This is a genomic window from Burkholderia mycopellens (assembly GCF_964265025.1).
In the GTDB taxonomy this organism is placed as follows: domain Bacteria; phylum Pseudomonadota; class Gammaproteobacteria; order Burkholderiales; family Burkholderiaceae; genus Burkholderia.
Window position 1 is genome coordinate 2446756 of sequence record NZ_OZ183803.1, and the last position, 21907, is coordinate 2468662.

Sequence of the window (21907 nt, forward strand, 5' to 3'; positions counted from 1 at the left end):
CCCGTCATAGCGGCGCCCGCCGCGCCTTGCTGCGCGGCCAATCCGTCCGGAATCGCGACGGCAGGCTGACGATTGCCAGCTTCGTGAACAGATTGATCTCCGCATACGCGCCGAAGAACCGGTGCAGCAGCTCGCCGAACAGCATCACGTCGCCGTCGCCGGAGAACGCGTGCGAATCGAGCGTGACCTCGATCAGCACGCCGCGCTCGACCGCGCCGCCCGACACCTCCTCGATCATGTGCTGCGACACGTGCAGGATGCCGGCGAGCCGCCGCCGGTTCAGTTCTTCGTTCGTCCAGTCGTACAGCGCCAACGCGCCGCGCAGCACTTCCGCATTCATCATCGACAGAAAGTTCGGCGCGAGATGCGACAGTACGCGCCACTGGAAGCGATCTTCCGTCGGCGGATACAACGGCAACGTCGGCGACACCAGATTGCACACGCTCGCGACGTTCGGGGTGCTGGCCGCCAACTCATCGAGGCTCACCTCACGCAACCCCTTGCGCGGCAGCAACCCGTTCGTGCCCGTCACACGCAGCGACAGGCTCTCCTCCGGCAGGGTGTCCATCGTTTCCCACGCGTGGCCGCCGAGAATCACCCACATTTCGTGCAGCCCCGATACGCCGGAACGCACACGGGTATGGAAATAACGTTCCGGCGCCTCGTGACGCAACATGCCGCCGCGATGCCGGAACGTCGCGAACGGCACGTATTCGTATCGCTCGGCCGTATCGTGGTCGAACGTCGCGACCGCGTCGACCGAATACGTTTCGACATGCTCGCCCCGATGACCGGCCGGCACGACGCGATATTCCGTTTCGTGATGGTCGATCTCGATCGGCTCGGCATCCAGTTCGAACAGGTTGATCACCGGCGAACAGAACAGTCGCACGTGATCTGCGTTGAACCGCTGATCCAACGGATAAGCCTCCTTCAGCACGATCTCCAGTTCGAAGCGGGTGGATTTTTCGGGCAGCGTCGTGACCTCCAGTCCGCACAGATCGACGAACAGGAATTTCTCGCGGAACGTGAAGTATTCGAGCAGCAGCTGATATCCGGAAAACGCCGCATCGGCTTTGGGCCACAGCCGCTCTTCCGTCGAAAATCCCGCCGGCTGGATCGTGACGCCGGCGAGCGGTACGGCTTCGCCATCGCGTATTTCCGGAACGCGCCAGTGAATCGAATCGACCTGACGCGTCAACGCGAGATGCATCGCGAACGCGGTCGGCAGATCGGCGTTCAGGTGCAGCCGCAGCCGCGACAGATCCGTCTCCTTGCGCAGCGCCGATCCGTGCAACGCGAAGCCGACACGGATCACCGAGCGGCCGTCGTGACGCACGGCCGGCGCTGCATGCGTGATCGAGACCGGCTGCAGCGCAACGGCCTGCGTCGTCCGATACAGACATTGCACCGTCCGCGGCGCCACGCCTTCCGTGCCGCTCGGAGATGGCACGTTAATCGGCGCCGAACGCACCGGCACGCCGGCCGGCACGGTTACCGTTTTCTGCAGTTTCTCGGCGAATGGCGTCAGCTCGACGATCGACAGCGAAGGGATCATCCGCAGATAGTGCGGCCACAACAGGCTGACGAGCCCTTCGGTGAGCTCGGGCAATTCGTCGTCGAGTTTTTGCCTGAGCCTGCCGGTCAGGAACGCGAAACCTTCGAACAGACGTTCGACGTATGGATCGCGATCGCCGACGCGGTCGAGATTGAGCAGGCGTGCACGGTCGGGATGCGCCTTCGCGAATTCCTTGCCGGACTCGCGCAAATAGCGCATTTCCGCTTCGTAGTAGCGCAGGATGGGATCGTCGTTGTCCATGGGAATCCGTTATGACAGGGTCAATGCGCGGGCGGGATCGAGCACGGTCAGCTCCGCCTGCAGTTCGGCGATGCGCCGCGCGAGCGCCGGCTTGTCGGCATCCTTCCGGTGGCTCATCGCCTTCAGTGCTTTCATCAGTTGCTGCTTGACATCGAACGTCAGCGCCGGCTCCCAGCGCATCAACGGCAGCGACCGGGCGGACGCGTCAAGTTCGGCCAGCAGCGCGAGCGACGTATCGGGCCGGCCGGCATGATCGGCCAGACGAGCCATCACGAACCGCTGCAAGTAACGATGGCGGTCGGTCTTCATGCCCGGAAGCGTTTCGAGCCATGCGAAGGCCGTCTCGATGCCATCGCGCGCGGCCAGTTCGCGAGCCTGGGTTTCGATCTCCGGCCAGTCGCCGGCGGCATCGCTTTCGCTATCGGCGGAAACCGGCAACGCCGTAACCGTCTCGCCTGCCTCCAGGTCGCGCACGACCGCGTGCCGGGTAATCCATTCGAGCGTCGTGTCGTCGGAGAAAGGCGTGCCGTCGCTGAATGCCAGCCGCTCGATGCCCGGCAGTCGTTCGAGAAACAGCGCAAAGTCGGCGCGCAGCAGTTCGCGCCACGCGCTGTACGGCGTGCCGACATGATCGAGCGCGACGTGCTGGAAGTACTGCAGGTCGAACCACAGGTGATTCACGCCTTCCATGAACGCACCTTCGACCCGTTCGAGCAATTCGTGCCAATGCTTCTGCAGCACGAGACGCTTCATCTGCTGGCGCAATTCGGCGCGCGGCGGCGCCAGACGCGTATGCAACGCGGCATCCGACGGCGGCACGTCATGCAACGTGTCCCAGCGAACGCTGCGCACGACGCGCACCGACGGCAAGTAGCCGTTTTCCCGCTCCCGCAACCACGCCGCCATCGAACGTGCCTGATCGAGCAGGTCACGCGTCGACGCGATCACCCCGTTCGACACGGGAACCGGCGCAGTCCTTTGCGGCGGGATCGCGCCCGGATTCGCGCCGCGAGCCGGTTCCTCCTTGCGCTCGAAACGGGCACCCAGCGGCTGCAGATTCGGGCGCGCGGCTTCCGGCCAGTTTCCCGTTCGTTCGACGAGCACGTCGAGTGCAGCAAGCGCACGTTCGAGATCGGCTGGCGCGAAGTCGCCGCGGCTGTCCAGCGTCTCGATCATGCGCGAAGTCGCCAGCATTTCCAGCGCCGCCCGCTTCGCCTCGGCCCGCGCGGGCAGCACGGCCTCGCCGAACCGGTCGATGAGTGAAGCAGTCAGTTCGATTCCGTCGCTAAAGCCTGCCGGACCGTCCTGCCGTAATCTCGCAAATGTGTAGTAGCCAGCCAGACGCAGATCCTTCCCGGTTTCCTTGAGCAACTGCTCGCAGGTGCGGACGATCCGCGCGTCGTCGATTCCCGACAGCTTGTTTGCCTCGTCCTTCAGTTCGAAGAACGCATCCTCGTAACCGGGATCGCGGCCGCATGCTTGCTCCCCGGGTATCGGGACCAGCCATGCGGCCCAGGTAGCCCGTCGGGACGCCTGCAGCGAATCGACGCGAGGACCGCCGACGAGTGTCTTGACGAAATTGGCAAGCGTCATGGCAGGTCCCGGAATGCAAATGCGTCACCCAGCAAACGGAGGGCGTGTCCGAACGGTTTGATGGAGGCGTCGGAAGATGCCGAAGCCGTCGCCAGCAAGGACAGTGCCATCCGCGGATCGCTCTTTGGTGGTTTCTCGCCGGTTGCGCTCGGTCGCGCCTCCGCTATCGCGGTCGTCTGACGGGATACCTTTTCGGCCTCCACCGGCATCGCTTCATCCGGCCACGTCATCGCGCCCGGCAGCCCTGGCGGCAATGGCACGGCGGCGTGCCTGGCCGCGTCAATCGCCGCGGCCGGCAACGGCGGCGGACTGGCCGTCGACACCTTCGGCCCGGCGCTCGCCGCCCCGGTCATGAAAATCCGTGCAGGCAGCACGAAGTTGCGCAACTGGAGAACGTCGAGCGGGCCCGCACCCGCGTCGCTGCGCAGTTGCACCTTCAGCGGGATGCCCTGGCTGGTGTCCGGGGCCCAGGTCAGCAGGTAGCGTGCGTTGTCCTGTTGCGTGACCTTCGCCCGCTCGAACAGGCGAATCAGTCCGAATCGCCCCTGCGAATCGAGCGCCGTCCGCAAGCCGCCCTGCTCGGTCTGCCATTCGATATGCGACAGGTTTTCGAGCGACTGGCCGGGCCATTCGAACGGTGTCCATTCCTGCTTCTGGTTGAAGTAGCGCAATTCACGGCCGGACAACACGAATCGCATGTCGGTAACGCCCGGCGTCGGGACCGCCTGCAACTCGTAGCGCACGCGCGCATCGCCGGACGGGAACAGCACCGTCGAAATACGCGTGAGTTTGTTCAATCCGTTCAGGAAGCCGGGATCGATCGTCAGCGCACCGGAATCGGTGCCTTGTGCGGGCACCCAGCGGTCGCCGTGCCGCTCGATGACGCCGGCGAGCTGCGTCGTCACGAATTGCGTGATCACGCCGCCATCGGGCCGCATGAAGCGCGCCATTTCGGGCAGCGACGCGTCGTTGTCCGAATCCGCGAACGGGTAGCGGCCGCTGAACGACTTGTTCCAGTCGGCCACGATCGCCGCGCGCCAGATCTCGTTCAGGCTCGACGCGGCCGGCTGCACGACGACCTGCCATGCCTGGTCGAACGGCGCGCGGAACAGTGCGCCGAAGCCGGACCACTGCTCGCCGAGGCTCGCGGCGACCCGGCTCGCATAGTCGCGGCTATCGGCGATGTCGGATGTCTTGCCCTGCAACACCGACTGGGCGGCCAGTCGCGCAACCGCGTCCGGATCGGCGCTGGAGACAATCTGCGAAGTCTTCAGGCGCATGGCCGTGATGCGCTCCAGATATCGGGCGAGGCTCAGGTCACCGGTCGCGGCCATTTGCGCGGCGGCGGTTTGACCGTTGGCCGGCGCAACGGAGACGAGATCGCTGCCGGTCAGACGCAGGATCGGGCCGAACGCGCCCGCCAGCGGTGCGAGCTGCGGCTTGACCTGCTTCGACGGATCCTTTTCGTCCGCACCGACGAGCTGCTGCGCCTTGCTGATCAGCGTGTCGGACAGCGACTGCGTGTTGGCGCCCGTGCCCGCCTGATAGACGATCGCATTCATCAGCGCGACGAGCGGTGAACGTTGCGGATCGCCCAGCAACGTCAGTTGATCGGCCGTGGCGGAAAGCGTCGGCGCCGGTTGCCAGCGCACGCTGTTGAGGAACTGTGCCCAGGCTCGCGCATAGTCGTCGAAATAGCGTTGGCGCAGTTCGTCCTTTAGGGTCGACGAGGACTGACCGGCGGCCTTGGTATCGGAAAGCACCCAGTCGCTCGACACGTCGTGTTGCTCGCCGGCATCGTCGATGGTCTTGGCGATCCGTTCGTCCCATGCCGCGCGCGTGAATACGCCCGGTATGGTCATGGTCGTGTTGAACAAGCCGCGGCTTGTCGCGCCGCCTGTACCGGCCTGGGATGTCGCGTCACCCAGCAGCGTGGCAAGCGATACCGGTGGGTACTTCGGCGTCGCTTCGTCGAGGATCTGCTGGTAGACCGCGTCCCGCGAATTCTGAATGCCCCGAACGCCGATCACCGTCTGGCGAGTCGCCGCGATCAACGTACTGTCCGGAACGATTGCCAACGCAGCCGCCGTTGACTTCGCACCGGGTCCCAGATGGTTCGTGAAGAATGTAATGGCTTGCAGCCGCAAGTCCTCCCATCTGCCTGGCGACAACGATGAATTGATGGGGCGCGCCGGCATGGACGTCGCGACGAGCTGAGGCGTCAGGAATGCAGCCACCGCGCGCTCCGGTTTCGCGAGCATCAGATAGGTCTTGAGCGTGTCGTATGCGGCCTGTACTTGCGTATCGCCGCCGCTGGCGATTTCTGCGTCGGATAGCGATGCCAGTTGATGCAGTCGGGCCTCGAGCTGCCGGCGAATCGGGCCGACGAGAATGCGGTTCGCCGCATCGGCATAGTGCGGCCAGAGGGCATCGAGCAATGCGTGGTCGCGATTCAGGCCGAAGCGGGCACTCAGCGGTGCCCGGTTGCGCTGGTGGATTTCAAGTGTGTCGATCTGTCGTTCAAGATGGGTAAGCGTCTGCAGGGACTGTGTCGGGTCCCGGGCTTCCTTGAGATTCACGACCGTATCTGCGGCACTTCCTATCGTCGCGCGGTTGACGAAGCCGGACAGCATCGTGCCGGCGAGCCAGCAGCCGGTTACGGCAGTCGCCATCCACGCCGCCGTGGTCGACAACGAGAAGCCGACGCGGCGACCATGAACCTTGCGGCTGTGATCGGCGACGGTTTGCCAGATCGTTCGGTGTTGGGGACCGGTTGGCGAGTCGTCGTCGTTCGTATCGCTTGATAACGGCAGCCCCGGTTCGCGCTCCTTGAACAATGGCGCGAACAGTAGGCCGTGAACCCCATGTTTCCAGGTACGGGATTGGTTAGCTTTCAACACGAGCCCCGTCAACGCAGCGCGCAGATTGGCAATATGCTGCGACAGCTCGAGGGGATAGCGATCGCGTGCGTCTCTGGTGAGGCGTACAACCCCCGTGCCTGCCAGGTCGTAGGTGAGATCCTGCAACGACGAATCGATATCGTCTGAGTTCAAGCACGCGTTCGACCAGGTAAAGCCGATTGCTTCATCCGGGCTCGACGTCATGCTGCCGAAATCGGTGGCGTCGAGCAGATATGCGGGCGCCGCCCAGCGCAGGGCACGCGCGTGAAGCGCCAGTTGCCGGCTAACGCCATCGACGTCGAACGATACGTCCGCCGAACTGCGGTTACGTGTCACCGCAACGATCGCGTCAATCGGCTGGTACCGGCGCAGGCGGCGGATCTGATCGAGCCATTCCGTCTCGAGCGTGTCGCGGGTTTGCCCGGCGTACAGCAGAATCGTATCGCCGTTGATTACGTACCCCGTGTCGGCAAGTCCCGGTGCCAAGCGCTTCACCAGCGGCAGGTCGCCGGCGACGAGCACCCATCGTTCGCGATAGCGCCAACGCCGGCCGTGACGGTCACGCAGGAGGTTCCGCAGCGCCGTAGCTCTGTCAACTGGCCCCGGTGGACCGTCCTGATCGTTGTGATCGACGGACACTGCGCGTTTTCCGGCGTCGTAACGAGCAAACCAACGGGATGCTCTCAGTGAGGCGATCGAAAGCAGCACAAACTCGACGTGCTTGATCAGCAGGATCACGATCAGCAAGCCCACCGCTAGCGAAAGCTCGATGATGATCCGGGTATCTCGCGACCATCCGTGGCGGGGCCCCTCCATCCATACCGCGCTACCGAGCGCAAGGAAGACGATCACTGCCGCGACGCCTATGAAGAGGCCTGCTGGCAGGGTCTTGTTGTCGTTCTTGTTATCGTTCATGTCTGCTTTCTGCACATGAGGGCGATCAGTTCTTCACCTTCGCCACACATTACTAGTTGCGGGTCGCCCGTTGTCCGGGCACTTTCTGCAGCAAGGACAGCAGCCAACCACGGCCCTGCGCCGGAACAGTCGCCCACCGACGTTTCGAGCGAGATCCATCGCGTCTCGTCGGGAAACGACGCGGCTTGCCGAACTGCACTGACTCTGTCGCCGGACAGGCCATGCGTCCACACTGTGCGCAGACAGTCGCGCGAGGTCTGTCCCCAGCGCGCGGCAAGCTCAAGCGTCCGGGCGGCGGTATCGAACGGGCCTCGGGCGGGGCGATGCAATCGCAACCCGGCTGGCATGGCCGATGACTCAAGGCGCGGGTGTCCGACGAGCAGCGCGACACCCGCCTCTGCAACGCCATCGGACAGGACGGAACTGATTGCATCGCGAAGCTCAACGGCAACCAGCAGGTGGACCGTATCGACGGCTCGCTTGTCCAGCCACGCGTCCGTTCGGAAGAGCGAAATCAGGTGTTCACCCGATGTGATGTCCACCTTCAATGCAGGCACTCGTTCAGTGAGCACCGCCCGTAGTCGGGTCTCGAAAACCTCGGATTTCAGCCTGGATCGATGATGAAGCTCGATCTGAAGCTTCGTTCGCGGTGGGAGCGCATTGAGCTGTGGCAGGAGGCGGTCTATCAAGCGTTCGAGCAGCCACGTACACACGGCATGATGCCGAGCATGTTCAGTGAGTTCGTTACCCGGATGAAAATGCATCTCCGGGATGTCGAGCCAACGTGCATTGACCTCGCTATCCGCGACCGCGCCGCTCGGCCGAAGCTTCGCCAGCTCAGTTCCCGTCAGTATTCGTTCAAGCGAGTTTTCCGAATCGTTCGCGTCGAAGCACCATGCATGGCCGAGTATCGCAAGCGGTCTGCTCGACATCGCGTGACATGACTGCTCGGCCTCATCACTCACGCGGTTGGTCGCAATCGCCTGATTGCGACGGGTGTAGCCATACGCGAGCCACGCGAATAGCAGGAAAGTCCAGACCAGGAAGGGATAACCAACGACACAAAGCCAGAACCACGGCGTATTCGTCAGGCGGTCCGTCGGCCAAAATGTGATCGCCAGCCCAGCCCCGGCCGCCATGACAAGCACCAGCAGGGGTATCCAGACGATCATTGAGACCCGAGGCGGAGGTGGTACATCCACTCGCGGCGGCACGCGATTGAAATCGACGGGCATCGCTTACCTGACCTGCGCTCCGGTGGACGAGGCGATGAGCACCGCCCCACACCGCGTGTGATCGCCGTCGCGCGATAGCAGCGTGGTGCCATCCTTCATCCTGCCGCTGCCTTCGACGATTTCGTTGTCGCCGTGAATCGGGCACGAGACTTTGTCACCCACACGGGCGGCCCGGCGCTCCTTTACCTTGATGTGATCCGAGCCGGTCGGGGTCTTGCCGCCGTGGCTCGTTGTGTCGCCTTCGTATGCGAGATTTTTCACTATGCCCCCCCTGATTTGATTACCGAGTGCTAATTGACCGGTACGTTTCCCTAGCAATTGATTGATATGCGATTGCACGTATCGATGCATCGTTTTCACACGAAATATTGGAAATTCTCTCCTTCCCTTTATACATCACAATTCCAGAATAAAGCGCCGGACCATCGTCAACCTTAGTGACCTTGTCGTACAAATAGTATGTGTATCCAAGCCAATAAAATCGAATATGCGTTTCCCCACCCCCCGCATAAGGAGCATATGACAAGAAGAAAAAATCTCTCGCATCTTCTTTGCCACCCGGGATCCGCAAGCCCACCTTTCCATCAACTCCACTTCGATAAATCAGGGCTCCACTCTCTTTTGATTTACATAGTGACGAAACAGATTTTTCAAGTTCGCAGTTGAATATTGCCACTTCTTTTGTGGCGCACAATCCTTCGGCGCGCGCGACCACCATCGAAGTAATTCCAATTATTGAAGCCGCAACAAATCGACAAATCCTCATAAATTACCCTACCGAAAAATCAAGAAAATCACCACATGATTGCAGCGGCCATGCCGATCATTATTTCCAACCAAACAGGCATGACCAGCTGAGCAGTCTTCACATGAGACATTTTCACTTTGCCTTCTTCATCATAAATTGATGCGGCACCAAAATGGCATCTTTAGGAGCATAGAACTCCCCTTCACTTGGATTTCTAACAACATGCCAAATTAGACGCCCACCAACCATTCTCAGGAAAGCCTCTCCATTCTTCGCACCAAAAAATGAATTGAAATTTACGACAGCCGACTTACCATCACCACCAATAACCCCATCAATATTTGGACTTTCTTCGTCATCGCAGTCGATCTTATTTCCGTTTTGCGCGACCGCACAATACTGCCCATAAATTCTCCCCCCCTGTTTTTTTAGATCAATTGAGAACGTCATGGTGCCAGATGAATTACTCCAATCCCACTCACCGACAAAACAATCCATGGGAGACGCATACCCACTGGCCGAAACCACAACGAACACGCACCCTAAAATTAGACCCTTAACCCAACCTACGATATTGATCATTTGTAGCCCAAGCATCTATCAGTTCGTTTTGTCCATCCATCCAAAAATTTGTAATTCTTGTTCGGCTTCCCTTTTCTATCGTGTGCAAGGTACGTATAATATTGCTTCCGTACCACTCCGATTTTTTGCACAAGATCATCTTGATTTTCAATTGAATTAATGCTGTCAATAAATAACTTCGACATCACATTATTGTGCGCAATTTCAACGGAATAATCCGAGGTGAGAAGTTCCTGGATTTTTCTAATGGCTTGGCCAGATGTTATCGTCCAGTCGTATATATTCAGGGCAGTTTTTTCATTTAATATCTTGCAAAAACCGCGAGGCTCCCAGTATCGCTTCAGGTATATCACCTTAGCCTGGTCATCGGTCAGTGCTTTCAGATTTTCCAACGTCGGCTCCACGCCGACATCTTCTTCGGCGTATGCTTTCCAAGTAGCCCACGCGATACCTTTGTTTGTAGCACCTCCAGAGTCATTTGGATCATTCACAAATCCACCCTCGTTGAAAAGAACTATCTTTGATATTTTTTCAAAACGTGTTTTACAGTCACATTCAAGTGTGAAGTTTGCTATGAGTCCAATTGCATTAATATGGCAAACATCCTCACCCGGAAAATCCACAACACCGGCTTTCACATCGGCCCACCACGCGAGCGCTTCGATCCGCTTTTGTTCTGCTCCGTGCTGCAGCTTCGGCCCCGTCTGCTTTTCCAACTCGGCGATCATCTGCTTCCATTTCGACGGATTCGCCCACTCGCTCTCATGCTTGACGATCAACCGAGACGCCGCCTGTATCACCCACGGATACCCACCACGCTCGGTCCGCGACAGCGTGCATAATTCATCAGCTGCTCGCTTACCATCACCTTCCGTAAACAGAGCGTCATACACCTTAAGCATCAACGGACTGAGCTTCGAACGCGAAGCAAGGTCATCAACATTGGCGCCGCTCGCATAGTCAACCCACGCCTGTGTTGTCGCAAAGATCGTATGCGCCGGATCATGAGCATCCGCAAGGCATTCGAAATCAACCCACTTCTGTGCGAATTCCCGCGTCACCCGACCGCCCGGGTGGTTGAAGTCGCACACCCAGCCGTCAATCGGCTGACCTTGTGCATTCACACCGTCAACATGCCACCAGTTCACCGGATAACCCGGATCAGGATTCGGACGCGGCTCGGCGACTCGTCGATTCGGGTCCCGCGCCAGTTCAGCAAGCGAATACACCTGAACGGCACCCGTCTTTCTCGACTGTGGGTCAATACCCGGGACAAATTTTTTCTTGTCTTGAGTACGTTGATACAGCACCGTGTCCGGCGCGATCCGCAGGATCGTCGGCTCGGATGGCAGGCCCAGTGCCACCCAGTCCTCTTTGTTCGGGCCGTGTTGATCGACCCATGCACGTCCTTTTTCGAGGGACGACTGAATGCTGTCATCGCAGAAGACTTCGATGTGCGCCAGCCTGGTTCCGGACGTGCATTGGTTCAGCGAGTCATAGCGGCCGAGGTGTCCAATCAGGTCTCCTGCCTTGACTGGAATTCCGGACGCATCACCTGGCGTACCTTGGCCCGTCGTCACGACAACCCGATCAAATATGGAGTCTTCGACCGTCTCTTCGGCAACCGGACCACCGTTTTCCTGGCCGAGAAAGACCCACTTGCCGATCGCACTCGACGGCTCGACGTATTCACCGGCTTTCTGTGGATACAGTGATGTCCCATGAAGGTCGGTTAACTGTCCCCACGGCTTTCCATTCTTCGTCTCGATCTTCCCGATGCCGACGTTGGCGCCTTGCGGCAGGATCGCGATGGGACTACCGCCTGGGGTCTTGCGAATACGCAGTCCCTGCTGTGCAGGATCGGCAACCTGCCCGCTTCGGCCTGACGCTTGCTTGTCCTGCGCATACTGCGTCACCCGCCATTGCCGCGGCCAATACGACGGCTTTTCCCGCTTTGGGAAGTTTGCGTAGTCATCCCAGGACATCAGATGCATGTACAAGCTGTAAAACGTCAGCTTCGTGTCCCGTGGGAACTCCATCGTGTGTCGCACCAGCGCAAAGGCCGTGCTATACGGCGCCTCGTAAGGCAATCCGCCATCTGCCGTTGCAACCTCGCTGACCGGATAAGTCTTGTTGGCGCGAAACGCGATCAACATGCCATCGGCAATGCACCGCAATCCCGCATCGAGGTCCAAGGCCTGTCCGGCACCTGCCTCCGTGACATGAATGCCGCCATGCCACATGCCGTTACTGCTCGCGAGATAGGTACCGGACGACTCACGCTCGGCCAGCAATCGATAAATATCGTGCTCGTTGGTGAATCGAGTGGATGCCTCGGACTGACCTTGCCCTTTGCGCAAAAACGGAAACGCAAACGACAATTGCTTCAATCCAGCTTTGGCAGGCTGCGGCGGCGTCGGTGATTTCTTCGGTGCGGCTTTGGTCGCCATGGTCGGGCTTACTCCGAAAATCCGAAATTCAATGCGTTCTTCACGTCGTTGAGCGGCACCGTGGACCAGGTCGGGAATTTGAAACTGCCGCCGGCGGCGTCGTTAACGGTCAAGTTGCCTTTCAATTCGATCTCGCCCGCAGGACTCCCGAGAATGATCCTTCCGCCTGCCAGCTTGATGTAAGCGCCCGCGCCGTCGCCAATCGTGACGCCCTTTCGACCCGTTATCGTGACTTCGCCGTCCGACGAGCTCATCAGCATGTCCTGCATTGCCATCAGTTCCATGCCGTCGCCTTGTGCCTGAATCTGTACCTTGCCCTTTGCTGCGAAGAGCCTGATTCCGAACTTTGCCGCAAGGAACGAAATCGCTTCGCCGGCCGCCACCGTCATGCGTTTCATCACGCCAATGTCGAGCCCTTCGCCGGTCGTGACAAACATCTGTTTGCGCGCAGCAATCTGAACGTGCTGCCCACTGGCGATGCCAACACCTTCTGGCGCACTCGCAACAATGACAGGCTTCTGGAGCCGGCTAAGCTTCTGCCCGATCAGCACGCGTTGCTGGTTAGCCTCAGCCTGGAGTGCCTTGGCCGCATTCGCGGTGTCATTGAGCGAACGCAGAATTTCTTCGGCCTGCGCGAACGTCGCGTCCGCATTCTGCATGGCAAGCTGCTCGCCGGCCGCACCTGGTTGTGCCTCGGCCGATATGAGCACGCCGTCTGCTGCCCTAATCGACGCGTGACCGGCGGTGGCGAGTTCGGCACCGTTTCCGCGCGCCTTGCGATCGGTGTCCACCATGAAGCCCAGATTCAGCTGGCTAGCCCGAAACGGCGTTATCAGATGGACATGCTCGTTGCTTTCCTTATCCTCCATCCGCAACTCATTCCGCGCAGCCGTACGAATCAGATTCCGCGTATGGTTCAGGTTGTTGACCAGATCCGGATGCAGGCTGTCGTGCATCGCCCCGATAATCACCGGCCGATTTGGATCGCCGTCCGTATGGACAATGGCCACCTCAGCCCCGTCGATCAGCGGAAAATGATGCCCGTAGTTGTCGCCGCTATAAGGCTTCGCAAACCGCACCGGCCGGCTCGTCCCACCCGGGCTCCATTCGTCGAGATCGAACGGCAGCTTGATCACGTACCAGCCCTGCTCGGTCAGATACGCGTACTTGTAGTTCCCCGGCGACGTAATCCGCGCCGGCAGAATCCCGTCAACGACCGGCCGCGAAACGGAAGCCATTGGCGTACGCCACACGCGATTCGACGGAATCCCCTCGAACGCCACCCAATATGCGTCACTGCGCCCGCCACGCGACTCCACCGACGTCACGAAAATCCCGTGCTTCGCATCGACCTGACTCGGTTCGACCCGCATCACCTCGCCGGCTTCGAGCCAGAACGGATTGCCCGCCCCCTTGAACGTAATCTGCTCGGCCAGATAGGCTTCGTGCCGCAACCGGGCAACCCGCTTGCCCTCTTCGGGTGTCTCGTAATGCTCGCCCCAGCGATAATCGATGGCGTTCGTCGTCTTGTCGTCGCGCGCCGTGTTTTCCTCGACCAGCAACGACACCTCGGCCTGCCGATGGTTGTAGTCATGCAGCCGCACCGCCTCCGGCACACGCTTCGTCTCGCGCCCGAGTGTCTTGATCGAATCGGCGCCGACGCTTTCCAGCCCCGAGTCACGTCGATACGGCACCGTGCGCTGCTTGCGCGCATACGCATCCAGATCGTCGCCGAACACGACCACGGCGCGATCCTTCTTCTGCTCCCAGCGAAACCAGATCCCCTCTTCCGCGCAAATGCGCCGGATGAACGCGAACGTCGTCTCGTGATACTGCGTCACGTACTCGCGACGCTTGTACTGCCCGCGTAACTGAAACCTGAAATCGACACCCGCGCGATACCCGTAATGCCGCAGCGTATCGGTCACGATCTCCTCGACCGACTGCTTCTGAAACAGCCGGCTGGTCACACCACGGTCGAGATCGGCCAGCGTCGGCTCGAGCACGACCCGGTAGCGCGTTTCATCCGCCGACGTCTCCAACTCGTCGAACTGCGTGATCACGCCGTGAACCGTATACGCCGCAGGCTTCGCACTGAACTGCGCCGCGTTCTCCCCGAACATCTTCCGCAGGTAATCCATGTTCGGATCGACCGGATCGGCACTGAACTTCGCGGGCCGGCCCAGCACCTGGTCCATCGGAATCCCCGCCGCCGGGCTCGTGAATTCGATCTCGTACCGATAAAGCTGGCTCACGCGGTCCAGCCCGGTGAACTTCAGGATCGAGAACGGCGCCGGATGCGGCGCCAGCTTCAATTCATAAGCCTGCGTAGGCAAAATCATCGACATGGATTCTCCCGGTTGCGCAACACGCGCTGCGCCGCCGGGACAACCATCGACGCCCCGGCGGCTCGCGCACAAACGTCGGATCAGTTCTTGGCCTTCGGCATTTGCGACACGAGCGACAGCCCGATATCCATCCCTTCGACCTGGAAGTGCGGCACGATGAACAGCTTGATCCGGAAGAAACCCGGGTTGTCGTCGATGTCCTCGACCGTTACCTTCGCGTCGCGCAGCGGGTGCGACGCCTGCAACTCGTCGCCCGGATCCTTCATTTCGGTCACGAGCCCCTTGATCCAGCCGTTCAGTTCGAGTTCGAGCAGACGGCGATCCTTGGTCGTGCCGATGTTCTCGCGCTGAATCAGCTTCAGGTAGTGCGCGATACGCGACAGCAGGAAGATGTACGGCAGCCGCGCGTTGATCCGGCTGTTCGCCGTGGCTTCCTTGGTCTCGTACAGCGCAGGCTTCTGCGCCGAGCTCGCGGAGAAGAAGCACGCGAAGTCGTGATTCTTGTAGAACGACAACGGGATGAAGCCGAGATTCGCGAACTCGAATTCGCGCGTTTCCGGGATCAGCACCTCGGTCGGAATCTTCGGCTGGTAACCAGTACCGAGGTCATACAGGTGAACCGGCAGATCCTCGACCTTGCCGCCCGCCTGCGGCCCGCGAATCTGCACGCACCAGCCATTGCTGACGAAGCTGCGCACCATGTTCGCAGCGAACGCGAACGACGCGGTCATCCACAGGTACTTGTCGTGATCGGGGCCCTTGACGGCTTCCTCGTAGTTGAACGCCCGCACCGGCGCCGTATCCTTGCCGTACGGCAGGCGGCCGAGTACGCGCGGCATCGTCAGACCGACGTAGCGGGCATCGTCGGTATCGCGGAAGCTCTTCCACTTGATGTATTCGGCGCGATCGAAGTAGTTGCCGATGTCCTGGATCGCGGCCACTTCCTCCATCGACTGCTTGCCGAAGAACGCCGGCCCGACCGAGCCGATGAACGGCATGTGCGCCGCGGCCGCCACCTTCGAAATATTGCGCAGCAGCGCGACATCCATCGGCGAATTCGCAAACTCGAAGTCGCTGATCATCGCGCTGATCGGCTGGCCGCCCGGTGTGTCGTATTCCTCGATGTACGTCAAGCGATACAAGCCGCTCTGGATCAGTTCAGGCGTGTCCTCGAAGTCGCGCTGCAGCGCCTCCTTCGACACGTCCAGCACCTCGATTCGCGCGTTCTTGCGGAAATCGGTACGGCTCACGAGCATCTTCAGGCCACGCCAGCGCGCTTCGAGCGCCTGGAATTCCTGCGTATGCATCACCGCATCGAGCTGGCGGCCGATCTGCCGGTCGATCTGGCCGATATGAAAGTCGAGCAGCGACTTGTCCAGCCGGTCGACCGGCTGGCGCGCGTTCACGACCAACTCGAGGAACGCGCCCATCCCGCGCGCGATACGCTCGTCGGCCGACGCCTCGGACAGCATGTCGTTGTCCCGGAACGCCTCGAGCGGGCGCGCTTCGTTGACGGGTTTCAGGTTGATCTTGCTGCACAGCGATGCATAGACGCTGTCGATATCCCCGTGCGGGGCGTCCAGCACGACGGTCTCGGTCGCGCCAGTTTGCTGCGTGTCAGTGGATTTCATGTCGGATCCTGTCTGCGATCGAATCGCTACGATGTTGCGGAATGCGCTGAACGCGCGCTTTGCCTGGCGTCGTTCACGCATGCCCTTCCGGCTGCGTCGCGGCGGTCGCGATCTGCGCAAGTTCGCCACGGAGCTTCGCGGACAGGCGGTCGTCCTTCAGCACCTTCTCGAACTCGCGACGGAACGTGCCGTTGTCGAGCAGGTTTGATTTCAAGTCGCGCAACAGATTGCGCATCGCGAGCAGCGCCTGAAGCTCGGGAATCTGGCGCGCCACCCGCTCGGGCTCGAAATCCTTGATCGACCGGAACGACAGGTTGACGGGCAGCTCCGAACCGTCGCCGGCCAGCGTGTTGTCCGCAGCGATCCTGAGATCCGGTGCGTAGTCGGCCAGCACGGCATCGAAGTTGTTCTTGTCGATGTTCACTTTCTTCCGCTCGGCCAGCGGCGCCTGCTCGCGACCGGCGCTGAAGTCGCCCGCCACCAGCAGCTTCAGCGGTAGCTCGACCTTCTTTTGCGCCCCGCCCGTATGCAGATCAAGGGTGATCGACACCCGGCTCTTCGGGATCTCTCGCTGAAAGCTATCCAATTCGTTCTCCTTATCTCAGGAAGCTTGAAGACGCCGCGATGTGCACCCGCAATCGCAGGTGCACCGTCGTTCACGTCACCTTTGCTCAACCCCGCAACACGTATTGACGGACGACCGAATCGGATATTTGCGGCACGACATCCGATTCAGGCGGCAAAAAATATCACGCCATTTCACATGAAGTAAACCACCAAAATTTAAAATCGATCATTAACCAAAAATACAACCACCAGAATAATACTAGTACGAATACACAAAATCCGACCACACCTCAACAAGCCCAGCCCCGCCCACACCAAAAACCAATCTCAAATAACATCAAACGACATATAAATATCTGATTTTTATGCACAAAAACAGATATCAAAGAGCATTTTTATCTCAATAAAACTGCGCACCGCACATCCACCAACCACAAAGCAAACCAATCCACAAAATCTCAAAAAATAACCCCCGCATATCTCAATACAAATGACACACTCATCAACAATTCAACCAGTTCCGGGGTATACGAAATCGGAAAACGATGGTTAGAATCGTCGCCTCATAATTCCTAATCGATATAGACCACACCATGCGGATCGAAAAGCCGCTCTGGCATGAAGGGCTGATTCTTACGCAGCAGCATTTCCAGCAGCAGGACCGCTGGAACGGATTCGCGCTGCAACAGTTGGCGTCGGCCATCGCCGTATCGCCTTGGGGAACGCTGAACGTCGACGTCGACGAAGAAGCACTGGCCTCCGGCCGCCTGAAGCTCACGCGGCTGCAGCTACGCTTCCCGGACGGAACGCCGGTCGACACGACCGTCGCCGATGCACTGCCGCCCGCTCGCGACCTCGTCGGCGAAATTCCTGCCGATACCCAGACGGTCGATGTGCTCGCCGCACTCGCGCTGCCCGATGCGAACGGCAGCAACTGTCGTTTCCACGAAACGGCGCTCGCCCGCCCGCGTCGCGCGTACCGGGAATTCGTGAAGGTGACGGACCTGAACGGAACCGCGGAAACCGAAATCGCCGCCGAGCGCCACGCGGTCCGGTTGCTGTACGGGTACGAGTCGCACGCCGACGATACGGCATGCGCGATAGCCCGCCTGACGCGCGCGACGAGCGGTCAGTTTCAGCTCGATCGCGGATATGTGCCGCCCTGCCTGGCGCTGTCGGGTCATGCACTGCATATCGAGCGCATCCGGAGGCTGGCGGATATCCTCGCCGCCAAAAGCGCGCTCCTCGGCGAGCGTCGCAGCGAACGGACCGAACAGGTGGCCGAATACGGCGTCGCCGACGTCCAGCTCTTCTGGCTCCTGCACTGCATTCATCAAGCGTGGCCGCAACTGCGCTTTCTCGCGTCGCATCCCAGGCAGCCCACGGATCGCTTGTACCAGGTACTCGCCCAGTTGGCAGGATCGCTCACCACGTTCTCGACGCGCGTGTCGCTGACCGACATCCCGTCTTACGATCACGCCGCGGCACATGAGGTTTTCGCGACGCTCGAATCGCTGATCCGCGATCTGCTGGACGCGATCATCCCGTCGCGAGTCGTGTCGATCGGGCTTTCACACACGACGCCCACAACCTGGGCCGGCCAGTTCCGCGACGAGCGCATCGTCGAAGGTGCGGCGGACTGGTACCTGTCCGTCAACGCTGCGCTGCCGGCATTCGAGCTCGTCGAACAGTTTCCGCGACTGTGCAAGATCGGCGCGCCGGACGACGTCGAGCACATCGTCAATTCCGCGGTGGCCGGCATTCCGCTCAAGGCCGTGCAGCGCGTGCCGGGCGCCATTCCGGTCAGGCTGGACAACCACTATTTCGCGCTCGACGCACATGACGCCGCACATGCGCGGATGCTCGCCGCGCGCGCTTGCCAGATCTACCTGCCCGCGTCGATTCCGGACGCGTCGATCGAACTCTATGCGGTGCTGCGCTGATGAATACCATCGTTTCCACTCGTCACGAATCCGCACTGCTGGCGCGGGAGCCATCGTCCGGCCGCCCGCCCGGGCCTTCGATACGCGCGCTGCTGCGCGATACGGCACTGCTCGTCACCCACCTGTCGAACGGTGGGCAGGTCGACAGCCAGGAGAACCTGCGTCAACAGTGCATCCGGCTCATCGCGCAGTTCGCGACGGCACTCGATGCGCAAGGGATCGCCGCCGACATCCGGGACGACGCCGTCCTCGCCCAGTGCGGGCTGATCGATGAAGCGGCATTGCGTTACCTTCCCGCGTCGGACAAGGGGAACTGGGAATCCCGACCGCTGCAGGTCGAGCGCTTCGGCACTCACGATGCGGGAACGCGCATCTACGACCGCATCGAGCACCGGATGCGCGAATCCGCGCCGAACGTCGACCTGCTCGAATGCTATGCGGCCGTGCTCGGCCTCGGGTTCCGCGGTCGTTACGCTGCCCGTTCGGGCCTCTCGGCACAAACCCACGAAGGCGAAGCGAAACGTCAGGCCGTGATCGCTGCGCTGGTCGCACGGGTCGATCAGTTGCGACCGGCCTCGCAACCGGGGTTCGTCACCGACCGCTCGAACGCGCGGCTGATCGACCGGCTCAGACGCCTGTCGCCGTGGGCGATCGCGGGAACGGCATGCGTGATCGCGATAGGCGTGTGGTTCGCGTGGGATCGCATCCTCGACGCGGAACTGGCACAACTCGTCCAGAAAGCTCAGCGGCCGTGACTTCCGATACTGTTCTTTCACCGGCGCCAACACGCGTCGACGCCGACGCCGCCCGCGCGGCCCTGACAGGCCTCGGCTACCCGCTGCGCACGGTCGTGACGATCTCGGCCGCCCTGGCGCTTGCCGTCATCGGATGGGTCCTGCCCGTCGACCGCGGCATCATGTGGGGATTGATTGCGATCGTCATCGCGCTTTCGGCGCTGATCGTCTGGTTGCATTCGCGCAGATTGACGCATGCCCGCAAACAGAACGTGCACGTGCTTGCGCAACTCGGCGCGGCGACCGCCGACCTGCCCGTCGCGCTGCGCACCAGGATGCCGCTCGCGCTCGTCACCGGAGACGGGCTGCCCGCCTTGTTCGATCGCGACGCAACCGGGTCGCGCTTCGTCCACGTCGGAGACGGCGCCATCTGGTTGCGGGCCGATCGCCCGCAGGATCTTCCCCGCCTTGCCGTCGCCGTCCGCCAGTGGCGGGACGGTCATGCCCCCGATTGCGTCGTGTTGTCGGTCGCGCCGGGATTGCATGCGAACGACGATGTGTTGTCGCAAACGCTGCGCGTCATCCGGCAGGCGGTTGCAGACACGTCGCGCATGCTCGGCGCGTCGCTGCCGGGCTACGTCGCCATCTATCAGCGATTCTCCGATACAGCCGCTCCAGCGGAGCCGGCGGCCCAGTGGTATGGCGTATCGGCAGGCTCGCCGATCGCGGACATGCACCGTTTCGACTCCGCGATCGAAGCAGCCGAATCCGACGCCCTCCATGCCGACGGAAGTCGCACGGTCGCGGCACGCGCCGCCGGGATCGGCTCAATGATCGGATGGACGCGCCGTACCGCGCTCAATACGCTTACGGACCGACGCCAGCCTGCGCCGCCCTGGCCGTTGTTCGGCGCCGGCTGGGTCGACCATGGCCCCGCGACGGGCCCCGGCAAGCCATGGGAGCGCGAAGTCCGATCGCGCATCGGCATCGCACCGGCCGCGCTACCTGCATCGCCTTCTCCATGGCCGCTGCCGCAGCCGCTGATCGACGCGATGCCGCGCCGGTCGCGGCGATCGCCGCGCATCACCGCTGTCGTGCATGTCGTCGCGATCGTTGCTTGCGCGGCCACCATCGCCGTCTGCGGCGCCGCGAAAAACAACGAAACGCTGATGACCCGAATCGGCGAACACGTCGAGCGCTACAACCGTCTCCCCGCTACGCAAGACGCCGCGAAGCGCGACGCGCTCAAATCCCTTTCGTCGGACCGCGACCAGCTCGACCGGTATGCGCGTATCGGCATTCCGCTCCGGCTGTCGTTCGGCATGTATCGCGGCACTCGACTGCTGCCGATACTCAACGACGTGATCGCGTCCTACGAGCCGCCCGCGCCGCCGCCCGCCGTCGTCACGCTGGACAGCATGTCGCTGTTCGACAGCGGCAAAGCACAACTGAAGCCGGGCTCCACGCGCGCGATGGTCGATGCGCTCGAACTGATCAACGCGCATCCGGGCAAGCGCGTTCTTGTCGCCGGCTATACGGACGCTCAGGGCCGCCCCGAGCGCAACCTGAAGCTGTCGATCGACCGTGCGGCCGCCGTGCGCGACTGGCTCGTCGATGCGTCCGGGATACCGACGACGCAATTCGCGATCCAGGGCTACGGCGATACGCGACCGGTCGCGGACAACTCCACGCCCGAAGGCCGGGCAAGGAATCGCCGGGTCGAAATCACGCTGGTGCCCGACATGCCGGCGCCGGCCGCTTCGATCCGCACCGTGCGGTAACACGCGTTTTGGTTCCCGGGGCATCCGCTCCGGGTTTGTCAGCGCCGGACTTGGGTTCCGGCGATTCGCAGTACGAATAAGAAGGAGTAGACAAATGGCAATTCCGGCCTACATGTGGCTCAAGGACGACGGCGGTGCGGACATCAAGGGTTCGGTGACCGTCCAGGATCGTGAAGGCAGCGTCGAACTGGTCGCGTTCGATCACGGCGTGCACATTCCGACCGACGGCAATACGGGCAAGCTCACCGGCACGCGCGTGCACAAGCCGATCACGCTGACGAAAGAGACGGACGCATCGACGCCGTACCTGTACAAGGCCGTGACGAGCGGACAGACGCTGAAGTCGGTCGAGATCAAGTGGTACAAGATCGACGACGCGGGCAAGGAGAAGGAGTACTTCAACACGAAGCTCGACAACGTGAAGATCGTCGCCGTGAAGCCGAAGATGCTCGACATCAAGAACCCCGACTACGAGAAACACAACCATCTCGAAGACGTCGAACTGCGCTACGAGACGATCACGTGGTCGTACAAGGACGGCAACATTATCCACAAGGACACGTGGAACGAACGTTCCTGATGCGCTGACCGACTGGCGGAATCCGGTAAGCCCGTGCGCCGGATTCCGCTCCGCTGCTCGCCCATTCGCAGTCGCACCCTT

The 21907-nt window shown here is 61.2% G+C and carries 15 protein-coding genes; 4 read left to right on the top strand and 11 right to left on the bottom strand.

Translation table 11 applies throughout. The annotated features are described in order from the left end of the window. Positions 1–4: 4 nt before the first annotated feature. The 11 genes from tssF to tssB form a co-directional block, all read right to left on the bottom strand. Entirely contained in the window at positions 5–1819 is a 1815-nt protein-coding gene (tssF, locus tag ACPTTC_RS29200) for a type VI secretion system baseplate subunit TssF (RefSeq protein ID WP_423394955.1), read from the bottom strand. Positions 1820–1828: 9 nt separating this feature from the next. Beyond that, the gene (tssA, locus tag ACPTTC_RS29205; RefSeq protein WP_423394956.1) at positions 1829–3412 is read right to left on the bottom strand and encodes a type VI secretion system protein TssA; all 1584 of its coding nucleotides are present in this window, start codon (positions 3410–3412) and stop codon (positions 1829–1831) included. After that, positions 3409–7227 carry an ImcF-related family protein gene (locus tag ACPTTC_RS29210; RefSeq protein ID WP_423394957.1) on the bottom strand — a complete coding sequence of 1273 codons (3819 nt, stop codon included), beginning with the start codon at positions 7225–7227 and terminating at the stop codon, positions 3409–3411. The genes tssA and ACPTTC_RS29210 overlap by 4 nt, the downstream gene beginning before the upstream one ends. Then, on the bottom strand, positions 7224–8399 hold the full coding sequence (locus tag ACPTTC_RS29215) for a hypothetical protein (RefSeq protein ID WP_423394958.1): 1176 nt from the start codon (positions 8397–8399) through the stop codon (positions 7224–7226). Before ACPTTC_RS29215 ends, ACPTTC_RS29210 begins: the two co-directional genes overlap by 4 nt. A 66-nt stretch (positions 8400–8465) precedes the next feature. Then, complete coding sequence (locus ACPTTC_RS29220; protein WP_423394959.1) at positions 8466–8723, bottom strand: PAAR domain-containing protein; 258 nt, start codon at positions 8721–8723, stop codon at positions 8466–8468. Positions 8724–8742: 19 nt separating this feature from the next. Then, entirely contained in the window at positions 8743–9180 is a 438-nt protein-coding gene (locus ACPTTC_RS29225; protein WP_423394960.1) for a hypothetical protein, read from the bottom strand. Between the two features lie 162 nt (positions 9181–9342). Then, positions 9343–9807 carry a hypothetical protein gene (locus ACPTTC_RS29230; RefSeq protein WP_423394961.1) on the bottom strand — a complete coding sequence of 155 codons (465 nt, stop codon included), beginning with the start codon at positions 9805–9807 and terminating at the stop codon, positions 9343–9345. Beyond that, on the bottom strand, positions 9789–12242 hold the full coding sequence (locus tag ACPTTC_RS29235; RefSeq protein WP_423394962.1) for a glycosyl hydrolase 108 family protein: 2454 nt from the start codon (positions 12240–12242) through the stop codon (positions 9789–9791). The genes ACPTTC_RS29230 and ACPTTC_RS29235 overlap by 19 nt, the downstream gene beginning before the upstream one ends. 8 nt (positions 12243–12250) lie before the next feature. Further along, positions 12251–14590, bottom strand: coding sequence for a type VI secretion system Vgr family protein (locus ACPTTC_RS29240; protein ID WP_423394963.1), 2340 nt, complete (start codon positions 14588–14590; stop codon positions 12251–12253). 80 nt (positions 14591–14670) lie between these two features. Then, positions 14671–16221 carry a type VI secretion system contractile sheath large subunit gene (gene tssC / locus ACPTTC_RS29245; RefSeq protein WP_423394964.1) on the bottom strand — a complete coding sequence of 517 codons (1551 nt, stop codon included), beginning with the start codon at positions 16219–16221 and terminating at the stop codon, positions 14671–14673. A gap of 73 nt (positions 16222–16294) precedes the next feature. After that, the gene (tssB, locus tag ACPTTC_RS29250; protein WP_175965841.1) at positions 16295–16807 is read right to left on the bottom strand and encodes a type VI secretion system contractile sheath small subunit; all 513 of its coding nucleotides are present in this window, start codon (positions 16805–16807) and stop codon (positions 16295–16297) included. Positions 16808–17381: 574 nt separating this feature from the next. Between tssB and tssK the strand changes: the two genes are divergently transcribed. The 4 genes from tssK to ACPTTC_RS29270 all read left to right on the top strand — a co-directional run bounded on the left by tssK (position 17382) and on the right by ACPTTC_RS29270 (position 21826). Next, positions 17382–18731 carry a type VI secretion system baseplate subunit TssK gene (tssK, locus tag ACPTTC_RS29255; protein ID WP_423394965.1) on the top strand — a complete coding sequence of 450 codons (1350 nt, stop codon included), beginning with the start codon at positions 17382–17384 and terminating at the stop codon, positions 18729–18731. Beyond that, positions 18731–19486 carry a DotU family type IV/VI secretion system protein gene (locus tag ACPTTC_RS29260; RefSeq protein WP_423394966.1) on the top strand — a complete coding sequence of 252 codons (756 nt, stop codon included), beginning with the start codon at positions 18731–18733 and terminating at the stop codon, positions 19484–19486. The genes tssK and ACPTTC_RS29260 overlap by 1 nt, the downstream gene beginning before the upstream one ends. Next, positions 19483–21246, top strand: coding sequence for an OmpA family protein (locus tag ACPTTC_RS29265; protein ID WP_423394967.1), 1764 nt, complete (start codon positions 19483–19485; stop codon positions 21244–21246). The genes ACPTTC_RS29260 and ACPTTC_RS29265 overlap by 4 nt, the downstream gene beginning before the upstream one ends. A gap of 94 nt (positions 21247–21340) precedes the next feature. Next, the gene (locus tag ACPTTC_RS29270; RefSeq protein WP_006479553.1) at positions 21341–21826 is read left to right on the top strand and encodes an Hcp family type VI secretion system effector; all 486 of its coding nucleotides are present in this window, start codon (positions 21341–21343) and stop codon (positions 21824–21826) included. Positions 21827–21907 lie beyond the last annotated feature (81 nt).